The 19,916-nt window shown below is 62.4% G+C and carries 19 protein-coding genes; 13 read left to right on the forward strand and 6 right to left on the reverse strand.

Going from position 1 to position 19,916, the window contains the following annotated elements:
- Window positions 1-17 precede the first annotated feature (17 nt).
- The 3 genes from RIG82_11505 to RIG82_11515 form a co-directional block, all read right to left on the reverse strand.
- Window positions 18-833: an FkbM family methyltransferase gene (locus RIG82_11505; protein ID MEQ9461564.1), complete on the reverse strand. Its 816-nt coding sequence runs from the start codon at window positions 831-833 to the stop codon at window positions 18-20.
- A gap of 76 nt (window positions 834-909) precedes the next feature.
- Window positions 910-1,518, reverse strand: a complete 609-nt coding sequence (locus RIG82_11510) for a hypothetical protein (GenBank protein MEQ9461565.1) — start codon at window positions 1,516-1,518, stop codon at window positions 910-912.
- 84 nt (window positions 1,519-1,602) lie between these two features.
- Complete coding sequence (locus RIG82_11515; GenBank protein MEQ9461566.1) at window positions 1,603-2,799, reverse strand: glycosyltransferase; 1,197 nt, start codon at window positions 2,797-2,799, stop codon at window positions 1,603-1,605.
- A gap of 103 nt (window positions 2,800-2,902) precedes the next feature.
- Here RIG82_11515 and RIG82_11520 point away from each other — a divergent pair, with 103 nt between their 5' ends.
- Entirely contained in the window at window positions 2,903-4,168 is a 1,266-nt protein-coding gene (locus tag RIG82_11520) for a TIGR03087 family PEP-CTERM/XrtA system glycosyltransferase (GenBank protein MEQ9461567.1), read from the forward strand.
- Window positions 4,169-4,193: 25 nt separating this feature from the next.
- The gene (locus RIG82_11525) at window positions 4,194-5,549 is read left to right on the forward strand and encodes an excinuclease ABC subunit UvrC (protein ID MEQ9461568.1); all 1,356 of its coding nucleotides are present in this window, start codon (window positions 4,194-4,196) and stop codon (window positions 5,547-5,549) included.
- A 71-nt stretch (window positions 5,550-5,620) separates the two neighbouring features.
- On the opposite strand, the gene RIG82_11530 is transcribed toward RIG82_11525, so the two are convergent.
- Window positions 5,621-6,712 carry a VanZ family protein gene (locus tag RIG82_11530; protein MEQ9461569.1) on the reverse strand — a complete coding sequence of 364 codons (1,092 nt, stop codon included), beginning with the start codon at window positions 6,710-6,712 and terminating at the stop codon, window positions 5,621-5,623.
- Window positions 6,713-6,896: 184 nt separating this feature from the next.
- Between RIG82_11530 and RIG82_11535 the strand changes: the two genes are divergently transcribed.
- Genes RIG82_11535 through RIG82_11545 form a run of 3 tightly spaced genes read left to right on the forward strand, consistent with a single transcriptional unit; the run spans window position 6,897 to window position 8,911 of the window.
- Window positions 6,897-7,883, forward strand: coding sequence for a histone deacetylase (locus tag RIG82_11535; protein MEQ9461570.1), 987 nt, complete (start codon window positions 6,897-6,899; stop codon window positions 7,881-7,883).
- A 3-nt stretch (window positions 7,884-7,886) separates the two neighbouring features.
- Window positions 7,887-8,366 carry a YkgJ family cysteine cluster protein gene (locus RIG82_11540; GenBank protein ID MEQ9461571.1) on the forward strand — a complete coding sequence of 160 codons (480 nt, stop codon included), beginning with the start codon at window positions 7,887-7,889 and terminating at the stop codon, window positions 8,364-8,366.
- 2 nt (window positions 8,367-8,368) lie between these two features.
- Window positions 8,369-8,911 (forward strand): YkgJ family cysteine cluster protein, encoded by a 543-nt coding sequence (locus RIG82_11545; protein ID MEQ9461572.1) that lies wholly within the window; start codon window positions 8,369-8,371, stop codon window positions 8,909-8,911.
- An 11-nt stretch (window positions 8,912-8,922) separates the two neighbouring features.
- Here the strand turns inward: RIG82_11545 and RIG82_11550 are convergent, their stop codons facing one another.
- Entirely contained in the window at window positions 8,923-9,588 is a 666-nt protein-coding gene (locus tag RIG82_11550) for an HAD family hydrolase (protein MEQ9461573.1), read from the reverse strand.
- 57 nt (window positions 9,589-9,645) lie between these two features.
- Here RIG82_11550 and RIG82_11555 point away from each other — a divergent pair, with 57 nt between their 5' ends.
- From RIG82_11555 to RIG82_11575, 5 genes are read left to right on the forward strand one after another with little or no spacing between them, the layout of a single operon-like run.
- Complete coding sequence (locus tag RIG82_11555) at window positions 9,646-10,161, forward strand: flavin reductase family protein (protein ID MEQ9461574.1); 516 nt, start codon at window positions 9,646-9,648, stop codon at window positions 10,159-10,161.
- A gap of 31 nt (window positions 10,162-10,192) precedes the next feature.
- Window positions 10,193-11,323 carry an Lrp/AsnC family transcriptional regulator gene (locus RIG82_11560; GenBank protein ID MEQ9461575.1) on the forward strand — a complete coding sequence of 377 codons (1,131 nt, stop codon included), beginning with the start codon at window positions 10,193-10,195 and terminating at the stop codon, window positions 11,321-11,323.
- Between the two features lie 8 nt (window positions 11,324-11,331).
- Window positions 11,332-12,204 (forward strand): tRNA pseudouridine(38-40) synthase TruA, encoded by an 873-nt coding sequence (gene truA / locus RIG82_11565; protein MEQ9461576.1) that lies wholly within the window; start codon window positions 11,332-11,334, stop codon window positions 12,202-12,204.
- A gap of 2 nt (window positions 12,205-12,206) precedes the next feature.
- Entirely contained in the window at window positions 12,207-13,382 is a 1,176-nt protein-coding gene (locus RIG82_11570; GenBank protein ID MEQ9461577.1) for a glycosyltransferase, read from the forward strand.
- Between the two features lie 34 nt (window positions 13,383-13,416).
- A complete protein-coding gene (locus RIG82_11575; protein MEQ9461578.1) occupies window positions 13,417-14,142 on the forward strand; it encodes a PIG-L family deacetylase in 726 nt (241 codons plus the stop codon).
- A gap of 669 nt (window positions 14,143-14,811) precedes the next feature.
- Here RIG82_11575 and RIG82_11580 read toward each other — a convergent pair.
- A complete protein-coding gene (locus RIG82_11580) occupies window positions 14,812-15,348 on the reverse strand; it encodes a prepilin-type N-terminal cleavage/methylation domain-containing protein (protein ID MEQ9461579.1) in 537 nt (178 codons plus the stop codon).
- Window positions 15,349-15,447: 99 nt separating this feature from the next.
- On the opposite strand from RIG82_11580, the gene RIG82_11585 reads away from it, so the two are divergent.
- The 3 genes from RIG82_11585 to RIG82_11595 are packed head-to-tail and all read left to right on the forward strand — an operon-like array spanning window position 15,448 to window position 19,771.
- Window positions 15,448-15,954, forward strand: coding sequence for a prepilin-type N-terminal cleavage/methylation domain-containing protein (locus RIG82_11585; protein MEQ9461580.1), 507 nt, complete (start codon window positions 15,448-15,450; stop codon window positions 15,952-15,954).
- Window positions 15,954-16,535, forward strand: coding sequence for a prepilin-type N-terminal cleavage/methylation domain-containing protein (locus RIG82_11590; GenBank protein MEQ9461581.1), 582 nt, complete (start codon window positions 15,954-15,956; stop codon window positions 16,533-16,535). Before RIG82_11585 ends, RIG82_11590 begins: the two co-directional genes overlap by 1 nt.
- Entirely contained in the window at window positions 16,535-19,771 is a 3,237-nt protein-coding gene (locus RIG82_11595; protein MEQ9461582.1) for a LamG domain-containing protein, read from the forward strand. The genes RIG82_11590 and RIG82_11595 overlap by 1 nt, the downstream gene beginning before the upstream one ends.
- Window positions 19,772-19,916 lie beyond the last annotated feature (145 nt).

The following is a 19,916-nucleotide window of genomic DNA, read 5'->3' on the forward strand; positions in this document are numbered from 1 at the left end:
TCACCAACACCCAGGACTCACGCAGCCAGCTTCAGTGCCGCGTCGCACGAATCAGAATCCCCACCCTGAATCATCCGCATGAGGCGTTCACGCTTCACATAGATCGCGTCCGCAGAGCCGATGTGATTCACCGGCCGGTGCGTGCACACGTTGTATAGATTGAAAAGCTCATACCCCTCCTCACGCAGCACCGAGTCGACCTCAGCAAACAGCGAGCACCCCTCATAAAACGCCGCGAAGTTCACCTCCAGCACCACACAGCCCACGCCCTGACGGAGCAACTCATGCGCGCCCTCGAGCGCCTGACGCTCGTACCCCTGGAGATCGAGTTTCAAGATGTCCACGTGGCTCAGGCCCGATGCCTTGAACCAATCATCAAGGCGCGTGATAGGCACCGTCCGCCGCTGACCCGGCTCGGTGGCATCCGGGAAGTATTGCCGACTCAGTGCATTCACCGGCAGCACCGAACTGGTCATCGGCGAGCTGTTGATCTCGATCGTTGTCGATCCCGTCCGATCCCCGATCGCCGACTGCTGAATCGTCCCCGGAACACCTGATAGATTCGCCTCAAGCCTCGCTTGAAGGTCCGTGTTGGGCTCGAACGCGTGAACCTCCAGGCCGGGAAAACGGGCGAGAAACCGACGAGCCATGTCCCCGGTATGCGCCCCGCCATCAACCATCACCAGGTGCCCACCCGCGTCGCCCTCAAACGCCGTGATCTTCACCACATCATCAAGCCACGACCCCGGCGACAGACTGATGCTTGGCGGGTCCCACCACTTTCGCAGTCGACCACATACATGCCAATAGACTCGTTTCAGGGCCTGGATCACGCTGGATGCACCTCGTCCGAGAACACAATGGAGAGCCAACACACGGCCCCACCATCTCATCGGATGGGCCCATGAATCAACCCTCTGATTGTGACGCCGAGTCCTTATCGGCAACGCCAAGCCCGCCTCGCCGCAGCGGGAGCAAGGCCAGCGGGATCCCACCCAGAGCAAAAGCCGCTACACGATCGGCCCCCATCACCACGGAATAATCCGTCGGATACAACATCCAGTTCCAGGCTGCACCATCCGCCACCACCGCCACAATCGCGCCCATCAGCACGACCCCCACATACCGCTGACATACCCCCGAGCCAGGCCCCAGTGCCAGCACCAGTCCAGCCAGCAAGGCCGCCAGCACCTGGCTTCCAAAACCCACCGCGATCATCGCCACAGGCATGGGCGGGCCTGGGTTCGGCTGCACGATCAGGTAGGCCGCCGGTCCTTCGGCGTGAGCTGCCTCATAAGCCTCCAACTGAGCTTCATCCGACCAATCTTCAGGCATAGGCGGGAAGTAATAAAAACCCTCCTCCTCGATCCCCAGATCGCGGATCGACGAAACCACTGGGCTGTCCATCTTGATCGGCTTCATCGTCTGTTCATGAAAAGGCAACACCATCCACGAGACCATTCCCCATCCATGCATCAGCACACCCGCCAGCACAACACCCACAAGAAAGCGCAGCATGAACACCCTTTCAACCAAAGAAACCAGTGCATATATAAGGATGCAGTCTAAGTGCTGGCCAAAGTCCAGCAACAGGACAAACCCTCACGCAGCCATGCCAACCCGAGATGTCTCAGGCTCGTACAACCCCCGTATGACGGCATCAAGCTGCATGGCCTTCGCCTCCCATCCCTCATCCGCCAGCCGAAGACGCGCCGACCGCTGCCGCTCAGTGAGACCATTCTGCAACCCGCGCCTTACCGCTACGACTAGACCCGCTTCATCCACAACAAGGTCCGCGGCATCCGCCCACTCATGCACCGCAGGCAAAGCCCGGGCCACTACCGGCAGCCCCGTCGCCATGTACTCCTTGAACTTCAGCGGCTGCATCGCCCGCGTCACCGGCAGGTCCGCATAAGGCATCACCAGCACATCCGCCCGCTGCGCCAGCGCTGGCAGCTCGCCGTAAGCCACCGGCCCCAGCCACGTCACACCTTCGAGTGACTTGAGCCTCGGGTCCGGGTCCTGGACAGGCCCCGCCAGCACCAGATGCCCCAACGAACTCAGCCGCTCGCACCACCCCACATCCAGACGTCGGTCAATCACACCCCAGAACAACAGCACCGGCCGCTGATCACTCGCCCACGGCACCGATGAACGCGCCCCAGCAGCATTCCAATGCGTGAGATCTATCCCATGAGTCAACAGCTCTGCCTCGCCCCCCATCGCCGACATCCGCTCCCGGATCCGCTCCGATACGGCCACCACCCGATCCACCTTCCCCACCAACTCCGCCTCCATATCCCGCATCACCTGGTGATCCAGCCCCGGCCACGCCGAGAAATCATCCACCGCGTAGTACACCCACCGATCGACGCCACCCATCCCCACCACATCTGCAGCAATCGGCAGCGTCGTAACCCCGATCGTCCGTCCGCACTTCGCCGCGCGACTCCCGCTGATCGCCCGCTGCATCAAACGCCGGTTCATCGCTCGCTGCCAACCCGACCGAAACCCTGGATACATCAGCGGGCTCAGAACCTCCGGCCCAGAGCCATCTTGAGTGTCTGTTGATTCAGCCTTCTGAAACCGACCCATCACATACCCCACCGCCCGCCGCGCATCTGACCAGCTAAAACTCGGCCGCCGGGTCCCCACCGTGTTGATCCAGCTCACCTCATACGACGCCATGAAATGCTGCACCAGATGCTGCGCCGATGACGGATGCCGCCCCCAGTGGTCGGCCAGCACCACCAACCCATCCCTCCCGGACGCCATGATGTTCATGGATGCAAGACTCATGCTCGCCTTATCGGCATGGCCGCGATCCACCCGCCATCCTGCACCTCGACACATCAACCACCCGATGTTTCAGGACGGACGCAGAGCGTTCGGGGAGCCCTCCATGACACAAGCATCTCATCGCATCGCCAACGGACGCCAGGGAAACAGCCGCCCTCGCGTCCTCATGCTCACTCATCGCGTCCCGCACCCGCCCGACCGTGGCGACCGCATCCGATCGTGGCACATCCTCTGCGCCCTCGCCCAGCACGCCGACGTCTCCCTGGCCTGCCTATCGGACGCTCCGCTGAGCCGGGAATCGCACGCCAAGCTCTCCGCCATGACCCAGCAATCCGCCATCCAGCCCATCACCCGCGCTGGCAGCCTTGTCCGAGGCGGAGTCTCTTGGGCTCAGGGCAAGGCCATCACGCCCGCCTGGTTCTCCCGAGATAACCTCCACCGCAAAGTCCTCGCCTGGCACAAGCAGCAACCCTTCGACGCCATCTACGTTTTCTGCTCCGGCATGCTGACCTACCTCAAAGGCATGCTCGATGGCCCCAATAGGCCACGCCTGATCGTCGATCTGGTTGATGTCGACAGCGCCAAATGGTCCGAACTCGCCAAACGCGCCCCGTGGCCCCTGAGCGAGGTCCTCAAAACCGAAGCCCACCGTCTGCAAGGCCTCGAACGCGAGCAGGGCACCTCCGCCGATGCCGTGCTGCTCGTCACTGAAGCCGAACGACGGCTCTACCTCGACCGCGTTGGCGGCGGAAACCTCAAAGTAGTCCCCAATGGCGTCGATCTCACCCGCTTCGCTCCGCTCCCCGATTACCACGGCAAAACCCTCGCCTTCGTTGGCGTGATGAACTACTGGCCCAACATCGAGGCCGCCGACTGGTTCGCCCGCCGCGTGCTCCCTCGTGCCCGCCAGACCTGCCCCGGCGCCACCTTCAAGATCATCGGCCGCTCTCCCGCCCGATCCGTCCGCGCCCTTGGTTCACTCGATGGCGTCACCGTCGTCGGGGCCGTCGATGATGTCCGCGAACAACTCCGCACCGTCACCGCCGTGGTCGCACCCCTGCTTACCGCCCGCGGTGTCCAGAACAAAGTCCTCGAAGCCATGGCCTGCCAGCGCGCCGTGATCTGCACGCCTCAGGCCGCGCGAGGCGTCGATGCCAAAGCCGGCGAGGAGCTTCTGGTCGCTCGAAACGCCGACGACTGGGCCCATCAGATCAACCACATCCTGACCCACACCACGCATAGGCAAGCCGTCGCCACCGCGGCTCGGCAACGCATCGAAGCCATGGGTGGATGGAATCAGGCCCTTGCCGGACTCCCGTCGATCGTCTTAGGCGAAAGCTCCAGTCAATCGGCCCGCAAGGCCGCTTGATCCGTCACGGACCTAACATGATCCCGTGACCGCCCGACGCCCCATCCTCGACCAGCTCCTGCTCAAAGCCCACGCTCTCCCACGCGTGCCGGGCGTCTATCTCATGAAAGACGCCAAAGGCGTTGTCATCTACGTCGGCAAGGCCTCCATTCTCCCCGCCCGCGTGGCCAGTTACTTCGTCCCATCCGCCGCCCGCTCGGGCAATCTTGGCCCCAAGAAGGCCCCCATGCTCGATCTCGTCGAGGACTTCGAGACCCTCGAGTGCGAATCCGAGTGGGAAGCCCTACTGACCGAAAACCGCCTCATCAAGGACATCCACCCCCGCTTCAACGCCCGACTCACCGACGACAAGACCTTCCCCTACCTCGTGATTACCCTCCGCGACGAGTTCCCGGGCGTCTTCATCACCCGCCAGCCCACCGACCCGCAATACAAGGGTGCCCGCGTCTACGGCCCCTTCACCTCCGTCTACGCCCTGCGCGATGCCGTCCAGATCCTCCAACGCATCTTCCGCTTTAGAACCTGCACCCTCGACATCCGCGAAGACGACGAATCCCTCAAGCACTTCCGACCCTGCCTGCTCTACCCCATCAAACAATGCTCCGCACCCTGCGGGGCCCGGATCTCCAAGGACGCCTACCGCGCCGACATCCAAAGACTCCTCCGCTTCCTCGATTCCAAACGCTCGGTCGTCCTCCGTGAACTCCGCGACGAGATGACGCAGGCCTCAAGAGTCCTCGACTTCGAGCGCGCCGCTATCGTCCGCGACCAGATCCGTGCCATCGAGAAACTCGACGACCGCGGCGACCGCCGCGACGGCTGGCAACCCGAGACCGAGACCTTCTGCGCCGATCCCGCCAAAGGGCTCGAATCCCTCCGCAAGACCCTCGCCATCGAAGACCCCATCCGCTGCGTCGAGTGCATCGACATCGCCCACCTCCACGGCAATGAGACCGTCGGCTCCAAGGTCTGCTTCGTCGATGGACGGCCCCTGAAAAACGAATACCGCCGCTACCGCATCCAGACCGTCGAAGGCGGAAACGACGACTACGCCTCCATCCGCGAGGTCGTCTCCCGCCGCTACCGCGAGGCAGGTGCCGGCAATGAGCTCTATCCCGACGTCATCATCATCGATGGCGGGCTCGGCCAACTCCACGCCGCCCTCGAAGTCTTCGAGACCCTCGACGTCCGACCCCCCATGGTCATCTCACTGGCCAAAAAAGAAGAACTCATCTACGCCCAGGCCAGGTCCGAGCCCATCCGTCTCGGCCGAGAGAATGCAGGCCTCAAACTCTGTCAGGCCATCCGCGACGAAGCCCACCGCTTCGCCCAGCACTATCACCACATCCTCCGCAGGAAAAAAGTCCTTGGCGAAAACTGAACTCAACCCCAAAGCGCCACGGGCCGCTTAGACCCGTGGCACCACGTGAGGAGGAGAGGGCAAACTCCAGGTTACGTCCCAATCCTGAAGCTGTAATCGTGTGATCGCCGCCTTCGATCAGCCTCGACTTTCGACGATTCCCGCCGACGACACGCCAGACGTACCGCGTGGATCAAACCCAGACTCATCGCCATCACAAGCCCCAACGAACCGACCGCCATGAGCGCCAGCGTGAAATCCATCCGGACACCCAGCACCGTCGCGCGAACGACCTCGTAACCAAACGCCAGCAACCCGGCCACGAGCAGCACACGTTTCCAGCCCTGCTGCTCCTTCGGCTTGACCACCAGCGCTACCGCCAGCAGGCCCACCAACCCGTAACCCATGACCGCGATCACCATCTGTGATGCGCCGACCTCGTAGGATCGCTCCCACACCCCCGCCAGCGGCACCTCACCCCCGCCGGTATCGACGACGCGTGCCAGCATGACGGTCACCAGCAAGCCCAGCAGTACAACACCCCCTACAAACAAAGATCGCAACGCCGGATCACGCCGAACCACACGCAGCCCATCCGCGACCCGATGCACCACGGGCGTCAGCAAGGCATAACCAAGTAGACTCACGCTCAGGAACATCCTCCGAGCTGGCAGCGCCAGCACCGCCCCGGCCGCCGCGGCGCCGGTATTCACCAACACATCATTGAGTGCCGACACCCTCGCGACCGAGAACGCCTGTCCGGTCTCGATCCCCCAGCTCAGCAACCCCGCCAGCATGACACTGACGCCAAGCCCCGCGTTGAAACCCAGCCGTGGCCGCAGCGCCAGCATCCACATCACACCAAGCGGGAAGAAGATCGCCGCATTCAAAAAACCATCCGACAGCCACTCCGGCAGCCCCCAACTCGATACATGGCCCTCGCGGTACACGTACCACCGAAGCGGTTTCGTCAACGCGTAGCCAATTACCTGGGCTGTGCTTCCGATCGACTCACTGTCATACGCTTGCGAATAAACGGTTGGCGGCCAACTCAAATCGAACGGTATCAGCCCGCCGTACACCAGCAGCGCCGACCAGATCAGCGCAAGCGTCGCCGACCGCCGCCACCAAGGCGACGACCACGCACGCTGCACGTTAGGTTGTCCGATCGCCTGATCAACCATCCAACGACTCCAATCAGAAGGCCACCACGCCCCCTGCCAGAATCCTACGATTCAGCTTCGCGCCATCCAAACTGATTATCTAGCTACCTGTCGAGACGGCCAGCGCAAACCCTACAGACCCCCCAGACCGCACGCGACACCTTGTTCCGCTGCGCCAGGCCCGATTCCCCGTCATAATGTGCCAATGGCCACCGGGCTCATCTATTCTGACCGCTTCCTCGATCACCGCACCGCCCCCGGTCACCCCGAGCGGGCCGAGCGTCTGCAAGCCATCGTCGAGCGTCTCAAAGCCACCCACCAGTGGGATGAAGTCGAGCACCTGGCCTTCGACAAGGCCGACCGCCGGTGGATCGACGCCATTCATGCCCCCCGCTACGTCGATCGCGTGTTTGAGGCCTACCGCACCGGAAAGACCGGACTCGACGAGCACGATGGCGGGCTCTGCGCCGACTCCGCCGAGGTCGCCCAACTCGCCGTTGGAGGAATCCTCGCCGCCATCGACGCCGTCATGTCCGCCACCGTCCACAACGCCCTCTGCCTCGTCCGCCCACCCGGTCACCACGCTGAATACGACCGCTCGATGGGCTTCTGCCTCTTCGGTAACGTCGCCATCGCCGCCAACTACCTCATCGAACACCACCGGCTCACCCGCGTTGTCGTCATCGACTGGGACGTCCACCACGGCAACGGCACCCAGCACCTCACCGAACACCGCAGCGACATCTTCTGCATCAACCTTCATCAACACCCCATGACCCTCTACCCCGGCACCGGCTACGCCCACGAGAAGGGCACAGGCGACGGCGAAGGCTTCACCCTCAACCTCCCTCTCGACCCCCACGCCGACGATGCCCGCTACCGGCAGGTCTGGACCGATCACCTCGAACCCGTTGTCCGCGATTACCAGCCCCAGTTCATCCTCATCTCCGCTGGCTTCGACGCCGCTGAAGGCGACCCGCTCGCCCACATGAACGTCACCACCGAGGGCTTCCGCTGGATGACCCGCCAGGCCAAGCAGCTCGCCGAGCAACTCTGCGACGGCCGACTGGTCTCCGTTCTCGAAGGCGGGTACGACTTGCGATCCCTCGCCGAGAACGTCTCGGTCCACCTCACCGCCCTCACCCGCGAAGAACATCAGGACGGCCTCATGGCCATGAAAGCAGGCTTCTAGCCCATGACCACCACGCCCGAAACGACCAACAAAACAGACTGGTACGAGCCCGGCCTCCGCTTCGAGTGCACCCAGTGCGGCAACTGCTGCACCGGCCCCACCGGCTTCGTCTGGTTCACCCCCGAAGAAGGCCAGGCCATTGCCAAGGACCTGGGCATTTCCGAAAAAACCTTCCTCCGCGACTACGCCATCAAGAAGTTCGGCCGCTGGTCCCTGAAAGAGAAAAAACGCGGCAAGCTCTACGATTGCATCTTCCTGACCTGGAACGATGACCACACCAAAGCAGGGTGCTCCATCTACAAAACCCGGCCGACTCAGTGCCGCACCTGGCCCTTCTGGCCGAGCAACCTGCGCTCGCCGGAAGACTGGGAGCAATCCGCCGGTCATTGCCCAGGCATGAAGCAGGGCATGGCGGGCAAAGGCACCTTCGTCCCCGCCGACGAGATCCGTATCCGCCGCGACCTCAGCGACCGCCGGCTTTAGCCATGGACCCCGACCGCCACGATCTCTGGACCCACTGCTTCGCCGCCGCCCGAAACGCTGATGTCGATGGCGCGATCGCCGACCTCTACGCCAACCTTGATCAGGCCGTCGCCGACCGTTCGCCGCGTTGCGACCAGTCCGGCCGCTGCTGCGATTTTGATGGCTACAAACACCGCCTCTACGTCACCGCTCTCGAAACCGCCCGCTTCCTGCTTCATGTCTCACCAACAACGATGAGCAAGCCCCACGACCCACGCGGGGGGGGGCTACCGATCCTGACGGCGAGCAAGCCCGCTTGTGTCTATCAGCACGACAGACTCTGCACCGTTCACACCATCCGACCACTTGGCTGCCGTGTCTTTTTCTGCGAACCCGGCACCGAGGTATGGCAGCAGGACACCTACGAGCATTTCATGTCTCGCCTCCGCGACCTTCACGACAGCCACCGCATCCCCTACGCCTACATCGAGTGGCGGGCCTCCCTCGACGAGGCCGCCGAGGTGCTAGGCCGAGTCGCCCCGCTGGGTCCGAAGTCCGATCGATAAATGGCAGCGTGCTAAGCCAGCCCAATAGTCAAGAGGACTTCGTCAGGCCGATCAACAATCGCTTCAGCTCCCGCCGCCCGCAGCTCCACTGCGACATCGTTTCCGCCGGCAAAGCCCCACGTCACACCCATACTTCGCATCCCTGCCCGCCGGGCCGTCTCGATATCGATCGTCATATCGCCCACGAACCACCATCGCTCCGGAACCCCGCCCAGCTCTTCGACGATCTCCATCGCCCCCGCCGGATCGGGCTTAGGCTCAATGCCCTCCCGCTGCCCGATCACAGACCCAAAAACACCCTGATCAAAGCGGTGAGCCACCAGCCGCTGCGCCGGGCCGTGGGGCTTGTTCGTCAGAACCGCGAGAGGCACACCAAGCTCGCGGAGCGAAGCGATGAGGGGCTCAATCCCCGGATAAGCCGCGGCACGTTCGCCGGAGTGCGTCTCGTAGACGGTCCGGATGCCAACCACGAGGTCATCGATCCGGTGGTCCAGTTCATCGCCGAGCATCGACGCCACCAGATGCCGCAGCCCCAGACCAATCCACGGCCGATACGCATCAGCGGGCAATGCTTCAAGATCAATCGCGGCCCTGGCGCGATTCGCCGCCCAGGCGATCTCAGCTAGCGAGTCCACCAGAGTCCCGTCCAGATCGAAGATGATGCCATCGGGCCGCATCAACAAAGACTACTCCATCACCGGCCTCTGCCGTGGACACCGGCGATGCCCCCGATTATGCTCGCATCGAAAGCCGAGGCACGCATGTCGTATCAAACTCGCGAAAGCATCGGTGCCGCCCTGGGCCGAATCCCTTTGGGGCTCTTCGTTCTCACCGCCAGCCATGAAGACCACCGACTCGGCATGCTCGCAAGTTGGGTCCAGCAGGTCTGCTTCGAGCCCCCGATGGTTTGTGTCGCCGTTGCCAAGGGACGCTCGATCCTCCCCTTGCTTAGCGAATCGCGCCACTTTGCCCTCTGCCAGATCGCCGCCGACGACCGCATCATCCAGCGGAAGTTCGCCAAGGAGTTCGAGCCCGGCGAAGACCCGTTTCTCGGTTTCGAGTTGATCCACGGCAGCATCCGCGATCTCCCCATCCTCTCTGGGTGCAGCGCGTTTATGGAGTGCGAGCTCTCCTGCCATCTCGATGTCGAAGGCGATCACGACTTGTTTATTGGCAAGGTGAAGGCTGGCCACGCCACAGATAAGGACCCTCACGTCCACTTCCGCGATAACGGTTTCGACTACGCCTGAGCCCGCCCGCGAATCGCCCTACAATCTAGCGATGACCACGCAAGCCACGCCGATCAACGTCGATGATCCTGTGAACGCTCAGGTTCTCGCCGTCTCTGAAGACCGCATCCAGGGTTTTGTCCGCGATCCGTTTGCAGCGATCGCCAGGGCTTCGGGCCTGGATGAAGACCTTGTCTGCGAGCGCATCCGCGCGATGCTCGAAGCCGGTGTCATCCGGCGGGTCCGCCAGACCGTTCTGGCCACCAGCCTTGCGCCCGGAGCGCTGGTGGCGTGGAAAGTGCCTGCGGACCGGCTTGATGCCACCTTCGACTGGATGTCGCAGAACGACCCGTTCTCGGGACACGTGGTGATCCGTTCGACGGATGCGGACTCGCCGGGAGCGGCTTATCGGCTCTGGACCACGGTGAAGGTCCCGCAGGGTTACGACCTGGATAAACACTGCGCGTTTCTGCTGAAAAAGACCGCTGCCGAGGCGTTCAAGGCGATGCCGGCGAAGAAGCTGTTCGCGCTTGGCGTGGGGCATGTCCGCAGGAAGGGCATGGAACCGGGCAGCCGCTCCGATGAGCCTGGTCGCGCGATGGACGCGATCCCGGTTGAACTCGATGCGTTGGAGTGGAAGACGCTGCCGGTGCTCAAGGACGAGTTCCAGCCCGAGGAGGTCCACGCGGACCCGTGGTCAGCCCGTGCGGCGAAGGCCGGGCTGTCGCTGGAAGAGTTTTTTGCCGGAGCGGATTCGCTGCAGGTCAAGGGCGTGATCGGTCGGTTCTCGACGTTTCTGGAGCACCATAAGAAGGTGGCGGGGCAGCAGCGTGTGGCGAGTTTTAATGCGCTGTTCCACTGGCGGGTGCCGGCAGGGCGCGAGGTCGAGACGGGCAAGGAGGTCGGGCGTCATCACATTATGACTCACGCTTACTGGCGCGAAGGCGGGCCGGAGTTCAATGGCGTCAACATCATGGGCGTGGCGCACGGGCAGGAAAAAGACAAGGTGCTGGCCCACAAGGCGGCGATTGATGAGCACCTGCTTCAGGCTGGGATCGAGGTGAGCTACACCAACGTCTTCTGGGGCGGACGCTCGGAGATCAAGCCTTCTGAGATCCTGCCGGACCGCTACCGGGCGTGGTGCAAGGGCTTGGGGATCGATCCGGGAACGATGCAGGCGTGAGTGCGTCGATGCCCCCGGACGTTGAGGGTGATGCGGGTGGATCGGAGGATGAAGTGCGCCCCGCGTTTCTGCGGGATGTGCCGGTGAAGCGGTATCGGATGACGATTGCTTACGATGGTGCCGATTTTTGTGGTTGGCAGAAGCAGGAGCCACCGGGGCAGGATCCCTATCGAACGGTTCAGGGAGTGGTGGAATCGACGCTGACGCGGGTGATGCGGCAGCGGGTGAATCTGGTGGGGGCGAGCCGGACGGACTCGGGGGTGCACGCGATGGGTCAGACGGCGCACTTTGATGCGGCGAGCCCGATTCCTTATGAGCGGATGGCGCACGCGATCAACTCGCGGCTGCCGGAGGATGTGGAAGTGCGCACGGTGGTTTGTGCGCCGGATGGTTTTGATGCGATTCGGGATGCGGTGAAGAAGCGGTATCGGTATCGGTTGCATACGCTGGGCTCGCGGCCTTTGGGGACGCGGAAGCTGGTGTGGCATTACCGGGAGGCGCTGGACCTGGACCGGATGAACCGTGCAGCGCAAAAGCTTGTCGGGACTCACGATATTGAAGGGTTGTCGGCGGCGGGTCACGGGCGGGAGTCGACGTTGCGGACGATTTTTCGGTGTGAGGTGGAGCGCGCGGCGGGGGGCGAGGTGCATGTTGTTACGGAGGGGGATGGGTTTTTGTACAACACGGTGCGGATCATCGTGGGGACGCTCATTGAGGTGGGGCGGGGGCACACGGGGCCGGAGCGGGTGGATGAGATTCTGGCAGCGCGGGATCGGCGGCTGGCGGGTCCGACGGCGCCGGCGACGGGGTTGTGGCTGGAGAGGGTCTGGTATCCGGGGGATCTTGATGACGACGGAAGCGTTGTTCAAGCAAGGGTTTAGAGATGCGGGTCCTGCATATTATCACGCGGCTGATCCTGGGCGGGGCGCAGCAGAACACGGTGCTGAGTTGTGCGGGTCAGGTGGCGGCGGGGCATGAGGTGCACCTGGCTTACGGGCCGATTGAGGGGCCGGAGGGGTCGCTGCTGGAGGAGGCGCGGGCGAGCGGGGCGGTGCTGCATGAGGTGGGGTCGATGGTTCGTAGCGTTCATCCGGTGAAGGATTTGCGGTGTTACGGGGCGCTGCGGCGGTTGGTGCGTGAGGTGCGGCCGGAGGTGGTGCATACGCATTCGAGCAAGGCGGGGATTGTGGGTCGCGCGGCGGCGTGGGCGGAGCGTAAGTCGGGGTTGCCTAAGGTCTTGCACACGGTGCACGGTCTGCCTTGGCATGAGGGGATGAACCCGTTGAAGCGGCGGGTGTATGTGGGGCTGGAGCGTTGGGCGGCGCGGCGGTGCGATCACCTCATCGGGATCACGGCGGCGATGGTCGATGCGTTTGCGCACGAGGGCGTCATTTCGGCTTCGGAAGTGGCTCAGAAGTGCTCGGTTGTGGCGTCCGGCGTGTCCTTCTCGTCAATCAAACGCCCCCCCCACCTCGTTTTCGGCGATCGAATGTGCGCACGGTGCGGGTTTCCGGCGGGCAGTGAGTTGGTTGCGCTGGTGGCGCGGCTGGACCCGTTGAAGGGTCATCGAGACCTCTTAGGGGCGTTGGACAGGATCGTGCGCGCGCGGCCGGAGGCGCGGGTGGTGTTTGTGGGTGATGGGTTTGATCGGGCGGGGGTGGAGCGGGCGGTGGCGGAGTGTGGTCATGCGGATCGGGTGGCGATGCTGGGACTGGTGCCGTTGGCGGAGATGGGTGAGGTGTACGCGGGGGTGGATGTGGTGGTGCTGCCTTCGTATCAGGAGGGGCAGAGCCGGGTGCTGGTTGAGGCGCTGGCGGCGGGGTGTGCAGCGGTGGGGTATGACGTGGGGGGGATCCCGGCGGTGCTGGCGGCGACGGGTCGGGTGGTGCCGGTGGGGGATGTGGCGGCGCTGGGAGACGCGTTGGTGGGGGCGCTCAAGGAGACGGAGCAAGAAAAGGCCAGCAGGGTGGCGCGGGGGCGGGCGCATGTGGAGGAGCATTTTGGGGCGGAGGGGATGAATCGGAGGTTGCTTGAGTTGTATGAGGGGTTGGTCGGTTAGAGTTGGGCGATGTTGTGGAGGCACGCACCTGAAGGTGCGTGGCACCCTAAGAGAGGCGGTTGTTGTGGCGAAGATCATGGTGTTTGGTCCGCATCCGGATGATCAGGAGTTGGGGATGGGGGGGACGATTGCGCGGTTGGCGAAGCAGGGGCATGAGGTTTGTATCGTCGATATGACGAATGGTGAGCCGACGCCTATGGGGTCGGTGGAGCAGCGGGAGAAGGAGTGGACGCGGGCGACGGCGATTCTGGATGGTGGGACGGGGCGGGTTTCGCGACGGATGGTGGGGCTGAAGAATCGAGAGGTGGAGCACACGCTGGGGGCGCGGCACGCGGTGGCGGGGGTGATCCGGGAGTTTGGGGCGGAGATGTTGTTTGTACCTCACGAGGTGGATGCGCATCCGGATCATCGGGCGACGACGCGGATTATTGAGGATGCGCGGTTTGATGCGAAGCTGACGAAGATTGATCTGCCGGGGACGCCGGTGTATCCGAAGTGGCTGTTTCACTATGACTGCACGCATCTGAGGCGGATCACGACGCCTGACTTTCTGATGGACGTGTCGGAGGAGATGGAGGTGAAGATCGCGGCGATCGAGGCGTACGAGACGCAGTTCGTGCTGCCTGAGAAGAACCGTAAGGTGGTGGCGTGGCTGCGGCAGATGAACGGGTACCTGGGGAGCCGGATCGGGGTCGATTATGCGGAGGGGTTTTATGCGAAGGAGCCGTTGGGGTTGAGTGGGTTGGAGGGGGTGGTGTGAGGGGGAAGAGCACCAAGAAGCTCAGTGAACGCAGAGTGCGGCTAATTGTGCTACCCCTCTGTCTCGCATCCCTCCTGAATCTACCTGTCGTCCTATGGTTGAGCCGAGGCATAGGGCTGACGTGGCAGCAGTCTCTATACGCCCGATTCACACTTGCTTTACTGTTGTGCTCAGCCGCCTTTATCTTTGCCTGGCAGGCATTCTGTATTATGTTGCCGAAAATTGCTTCACGTGTTGGGATGATTCACCTTCGAATGAGAGATGATCTCCGTGACCCTTCTGTCATCAGGTGGTTTTTTGGTTTGATTCACCTGTGTATTGCTTTAGCTGTATTCAGTGCCGGATTGTGGTTTCTGATCGTTGGTCTTTGAATGGGTTAAGTGAGGCGTGTTTTTCGGGTGCTTGAGGAACTCCTTATAGGGCTCCAAGTGCGATTATGAGTCTGTGATGTAGCGGGCACCCACGGCTTGCGCCGTGGGCTCGTGGGAGGAAGGATGAGAAATATTAGAGGTGTGTTCGTGTCGGTTAGCGGTGTCGGATTCCGGGTGCCGGCTGCGCCGTACCCCGGCCACCCGTTGTTTTTGGTTGCGTGACCCCAGGCTTGGCGCCTGGGGCTCGTATCTGGGGTTCATCTTTCTATCGAGGTGGTTCTTCGGGTTGAGGTGTGGGTCAGGGTTTAGAGACCTGGCCAAGGTAGATGTCGCCTGAGCCGGCGTCGATGGTGAGGGTGATGCGGTAGTCGCCGGCGGCGAGGGTGATGGTGGCGTCGGCGGGGAGGTTGGTCTGGCCGTAGATGCCGAACTCGATTTGGGGGGGTGAGCCGAGGTTGTGGGAGGCGATGGAGACGGAGGCGAGTTCGGCGGCGCGGCCGGTGCCGAAGCGGACGGTGTAGGGGGTTTTGGTGATGGCGTCGGTGATGGGTGTGGAGCCGTCGCCGAAGGTGATGTGGTATCCGAGGTTGTCATCGTCGATGACGAGTCGGCGGGGGTCGTCGAAGTGGGCGATGGATTCGGAGCGGGCAAGGTCGAGGTCGGCGGCGAGGAGTCGTGCGGCGTCGCGGATGCGTGAGGCGTCGGACCCGCGGAGCATGGGAGCGGCCATGCCCATGATGACGCCGATGATGGTGATGACGAGGAGGAGTTCGACGAGGGTGAAGGCCCGGATAACGGATCGTGCTGAGCGGGGTGATTGGGTTGCTCGGAGCATGTGTGTGGTATCGGGTGGAAGAGGGGTGGGGTTGGGTGGATCGGGTGGTGAAGGTGGTCGATGCAGTTGAGTGTGTGGGTGGTCTTGGCTGGAGTTGTTATGCGGACATTGATGCGAGAGCGTGTTGGTCGGGGCGGGTTTACGTTGCTTGAGGTGATGATTGCCTCGACGGTGCTAGCGCTGATTACGTTGGCGTTGACGCAGGCGATGGCTGCGGGACATATGCAGACGCGGGCGGCATTGGAGCGGGCGCGGGCGATGACGTTGGTGGAGGCGATGTTGGAGGAGGTGTCGGTGCTGGGGTATCCGGCGGACCCGGATGCGGTGGTGGCTCCGCCGGTGACTCGGAGTCTGATCACGGATTTGAAGGCCTATGACGGTTTGACGGAGGAGCCTGGGGCGTTGGTGGATCATGTGGGGGTGCTGTTGCCGGATGCTTATCAGGGGTACACGCGGACGGTGACAATCCTTGAGGGCACGACGCTGGCGGTGGCTGATCTGGGGATGACGCTGAATGGGTTGAATGTGTTGGTGACGGTGTCGCTGGGGGATGGTCGGTCGTGGTCGGCGGGGCGGTTTGTGCCTGATCCGGATGGGGGTGTGTGATGAGGGGTCATCGTCGCGGTTTGACGTTGATGGAGTTGTTGCTGGCGGTGTCGGCATCGGCGGTGATTGCGCTGGCGGGTACGACGGTGTTGACGGCGCTGACTTATGCGGCGGAGGAGCAGCGGGATCTGCGGTCGGTGGTGGGGAAGTCGTTGGCGGTGGGGGCGCGTGTGGGTGCGGAGGTCCGGGAGGCACATGCGGTGCTTGCTGTGGGTGACGGGTTTGTGGTGTTGTGGCGTGGGGATGCGGATGATGATGAGCAGCCGAGTCTGGCGGAGCTGGTTCGGATCGAGGCGGTGGAGTCGGATCAGACGTTGAAGGCGTATGGGATTGCGGACGGAGTGGCGGATGTTGTATATGACCTGGCGGTGACGGACTTTGCGACGGAGACGGAGAATCGGATCGATGGGGGGTCGATGGTGGGGTTGAACTGGTCGCGGGATGTGGCGGGGTTTGAGCTGGCGCTGGATGATGCGGATGCGCAGGAGGCACGCTTGGTGTCGTATCGGGTGACGTTTACGGCGGGGACGCTAAGTGAGGTTTATGCCTCGGCTGCGTGCCTGCGGGATGGAGGTTTGTGATGCGAGGACGTCGTCGTGGTGTGGCGTTGTTGCTGGTGATGGTGTTGTTGGCGATCGGCTCGTCGATGGCGCTGGCGTTTGTGTCGGCGCAGAGCACGACGCTGGCGATCTCGGACAATCTTGAGAAGAAGGCGACGGCTCGTGTCAATGCGGAGATGGCGTTGTATGCGGTGAGTCGTTATCTGGAGGCGCAGGCGGACTGGCGGTCGTTGTTGACGGAGGGGGAGGTTGTTGGCGGTTTCGCGGGGGCGACGGTGACGTTGTGGGATGGGGTGGATGCGGATGGTGATGGTGTGGTCGATGGTGACGGGGATTTGATGGATGATGTGTCGGACCCGGTGACGATGGTGGTGACGGCCTCGCTGGGCGGGGTGACTCATCGGGTGTCGCGGGCGTACTGGCCGGCGATCGGGGGTGGCGGTCCGGTGGTGCTTATGGTGGTGGGTGATCCAGACCATCTGACGGCGCAGGAGGCTCTTCGGCGCGTGTTTTTGCTGGGTGAGGGTTATGGGGTGTCTTTGGTGGATTCTTCGGCGTCGAGTGGGGACCTGGCGGATGCGGTGGCGGAATCGGATGTTGTTTATGTGCCTGCTGGAACGAGTTCGGCGACGATTGGCAATAAGCTCAATGACATCACGTTGGGTCTGGTAACGGAGTCTTTGGGGCTGTCGGACAACGTGGGTTTGGCTTCGACTGGCAGTACTACGCGGAGTGGTGACTCGATCACGGTGGTGGATGCTGCGCACCCGGTTGTTGATGGTTTGGGGCTGGGTGAGATCGAGATCACGAATGGATCATCGTCGCTGGCGGCGCATACGGTGTCGGACACGTCGGACGCTGAGGTGGTGGCGACTGCGGGGTCGGATGGGGCGTTGTTGGTGCTGGAGACGGCGGGTATTCGAGATGACAGTTCGGTGACGCCAGCGCGGCGGGTGGTGCTGCCTTGGGGCGGGTCATCGTTTGACTTTGCGAATCTGAATGATGCGGGTCGTGATTTGCTGGTGAACTCGTTGATGTGGTCGGCATCGGGAGGGTCGCGGATTGGGGATGCGCGGCTGCTGGCGTTTTACAACTTTATTCAGGGTGATCCGATCGAGCCGCAGTTGCTGGTGCATTGGCCGTTGGATGATATTCCGCCTGGGGGTGGTGTTGCGGTGTCTGATGATCTGAAGTTGTGGAACAACGCGAGGATCGATAGTTATCGATCGAGTGCCGGGGTGTATGGGGGACTTAATCAGGGCGAGGGGGCGTTGATCACGACGAATACGACGGGGTCGAACAGTGTCGAGTCGTCGGGCGGGACGTTTGGGGGCACCTTGCTGCTGGGGCCGGGGGCGGACGAGGGGGTGGTGATGAACCTGACGAGTGGTGCGGCGGTGACGGGTGGTGTTGATCTGCAGATTACGGCCACGGATGTCTCAGCGCCTGCCCCGCCGGCGGGGATGCCGGGTTCGACGGGTAGCAGGACGGATAACGGTGGGGTGATGGTGTTGGGGAGTGATGGTATATCGACGGACTTTCATTTTGATGACTGGACGATCAACAACAACACGGAGGTGATGATTCGGGGTGATGTGCGGATTCAGGTATCGGGTGATTTTCGGATCAATAACGGTGAGGTCTTGCTCGCGTCGGGAGCGACGTTGTTGTTGCATGTCGAGCGTGAGATCACGCTGGACAACGGCAGTTCGATCAACCCGTACTCGACGCGGGCGGCTGACTTGGTGCTGGAGTTGGCTAGTGCAGGGGAGAAGCTGACTCTCAATGGGGGTGTTATCGCGGGGCGGGTTCATGTGGCGGATGACATCGACATTAATAGCGGTGGCGCGATTTACGGGTCGTTGATCTCCGGGAATGATCTGGTGATTCAGGACGGGTCGTTTCATGTTGATCTGGATTTGCCGGGCGTGCATACGAATAACCCGGGCTTTGCTGTGGTCGAGTTGCGGGCGGGTCACGGGGGATCGACTCAAGGTGGGGTGGTCGCGCCAGCGGCTGGTTATGGTGACGGTGGTACGTCGTTTTGGTTTGATGGGGTGGACGACTTTGTTGAAGTCCCGCATCATCCGGATTTTAAGATTGAGCGTGGGACGGTGAGTTTCTGGTTTCGGCCGGAGCGTCTGAGTGGGAAGCAGGGGCTGGTTTCCAAGGATTCGAGTGGTTATGACCAGGGTGGGCATCTGGATCTTCATCTGGATGGGAGCACGTTGAAAGTGGTTCTTGGGAGCAAGAACTCGACGAAGACGCTGACGGCTTCGGGTGTGAGTGTTGATACGTGGCATCATGGTGCGTTGGTGTTTGGTTCGGGCGGGACGAGGCTGTATCTGGATGGTGTGCTCAGAGACTCGGAGGCTTACTCGGGAGGTCTGGGTGGTAGCTCGGGGGGGACGGGTAACGAGGAGCCGTGGACGTTTGGTGTTGCGCAGCAGTCTTCCGGGAATCAGACGACGGGCGGGTGGAACTGGCCGTTTCAGGGTCGTATTGATGACATTCGGATGTACAGCACGCGGCTGAGTGAGACGCAGTTGGCGGAGTTGATGTCGGGTACGACGCCTTCGGCGGAGGCGGACCCGACGTTGGTGGAGGATCGGTCGGGGTATGGGATTCCGGCGCATCTGTTTATCAAGGACCTGGATCGGGTGGATTGGATTCCGGGGGGTGGTGTGCATATCACGAACAGCACGTCGATCGAGTCGCCGAATGTGATCACGAAGGTTTCGGATGCGGTGAATGCGGCGGGCTCGTTTTCGCTGGTGATCGATTACGAGCCGGGGAGTATTACGAAGAATGGCGACCAGGACCTAGTGAGCTATCAATCGTTTGCGGGGGCGGCGAATCAGGAGAATGTCGAGATTGAGCAGCGGAAGACGAAGTACAACGTGAAGACCCGGCGGGCGGGGGGGTATAAGCAGGTGCAGACGACGAACATCGTGACGGGTGGTCGTCAGGTGCTGGTGGTGACTCATGACGGTGTGGATCTGAAGTTTTATGTGGATGGGGGGTTGCAGTTCACGACGTCCGGGGGCGGGGCGCCATCGTGGTATGACCAAGGGGGGATTGGGCTTGGGGCGGAGGCTTACAAGTACAACGAGCCGTTTACGGGGAGGCTGTATCGGGTGGCGTTTTATGATGGGGCGCTGAGTGAGGCGGAGGTGCAGAATAACTACGCGGAGCCGACCTTCGAGGCGGGGGAGGGGATGATGCCAGCGCGGTGGGACTGGGACGAGTTGGATTAGAGCCCTGCTTCGCTCGCTGGCGTGAGCTTCGCAGGGGAAGTCATGAATTTTTCGCGCTTTCGGCGATAGAAATTGTGTCACCCGGCGCTGAAGCGCATCGTGTGCGACAGCGTGCGGGGATGTGCCCCCCGACTTCCGTCGGGGG

This window comes from Phycisphaeraceae bacterium, from assembly GCA_040222855.1.
Classification (GTDB): Bacteria; Planctomycetota; Phycisphaerae; order Phycisphaerales; family Phycisphaeraceae; genus Mucisphaera.

Coding starts and splice junctions, on each gene's coding strand:
- RIG82_11510 (MEQ9461565.1), bottom strand. CDS start 1,518: ATGCTGCGCTTTCTTGTGGGTGTTGTGCTGGCGGGTGTGCTGATGCAT.
- RIG82_11515 (MEQ9461566.1), bottom strand. CDS start 2,799: ATGAGTCTTGCATCCATGAACATCATGGCGTCCGGGAGGGATGGGTTG.
- RIG82_11520 (MEQ9461567.1), top strand. CDS start 2,903: ATGACACAAGCATCTCATCGCATCGCCAACGGACGCCAGGGAAACAGC.
- RIG82_11530 (MEQ9461569.1), bottom strand. CDS start 6,712: ATGGTTGATCAGGCGATCGGACAACCTAACGTGCAGCGTGCGTGGTCG.
- RIG82_11535 (MEQ9461570.1), top strand. CDS start 6,897: ATGGCCACCGGGCTCATCTATTCTGACCGCTTCCTCGATCACCGCACC.
- RIG82_11540 (MEQ9461571.1), top strand. CDS start 7,887: ATGACCACCACGCCCGAAACGACCAACAAAACAGACTGGTACGAGCCC.
- RIG82_11545 (MEQ9461572.1), top strand. CDS start 8,369: ATGGACCCCGACCGCCACGATCTCTGGACCCACTGCTTCGCCGCCGCC.
- RIG82_11550 (MEQ9461573.1), bottom strand. CDS start 9,588: ATGCGGCCCGATGGCATCATCTTCGATCTGGACGGGACTCTGGTGGAC.
- RIG82_11555 (MEQ9461574.1), top strand. CDS start 9,646: ATGCTCGCATCGAAAGCCGAGGCACGCATGTCGTATCAAACTCGCGAA.
- RIG82_11560 (MEQ9461575.1), top strand. CDS start 10,193: ATGACCACGCAAGCCACGCCGATCAACGTCGATGATCCTGTGAACGCT.
- truA (MEQ9461576.1), top strand. CDS start 11,332: ATGCCCCCGGACGTTGAGGGTGATGCGGGTGGATCGGAGGATGAAGTG.
- RIG82_11570 (MEQ9461577.1), top strand. CDS start 12,207: ATGCGGGTCCTGCATATTATCACGCGGCTGATCCTGGGCGGGGCGCAG.
- RIG82_11580 (MEQ9461579.1), bottom strand. CDS start 15,348: ATGCTCCGAGCAACCCAATCACCCCGCTCAGCACGATCCGTTATCCGG.
- RIG82_11585 (MEQ9461580.1), top strand. CDS start 15,448: ATGCGGACATTGATGCGAGAGCGTGTTGGTCGGGGCGGGTTTACGTTG.
- RIG82_11590 (MEQ9461581.1), top strand. CDS start 15,954: ATGAGGGGTCATCGTCGCGGTTTGACGTTGATGGAGTTGTTGCTGGCG.
- RIG82_11595 (MEQ9461582.1), top strand. CDS start 16,535: ATGCGAGGACGTCGTCGTGGTGTGGCGTTGTTGCTGGTGATGGTGTTG.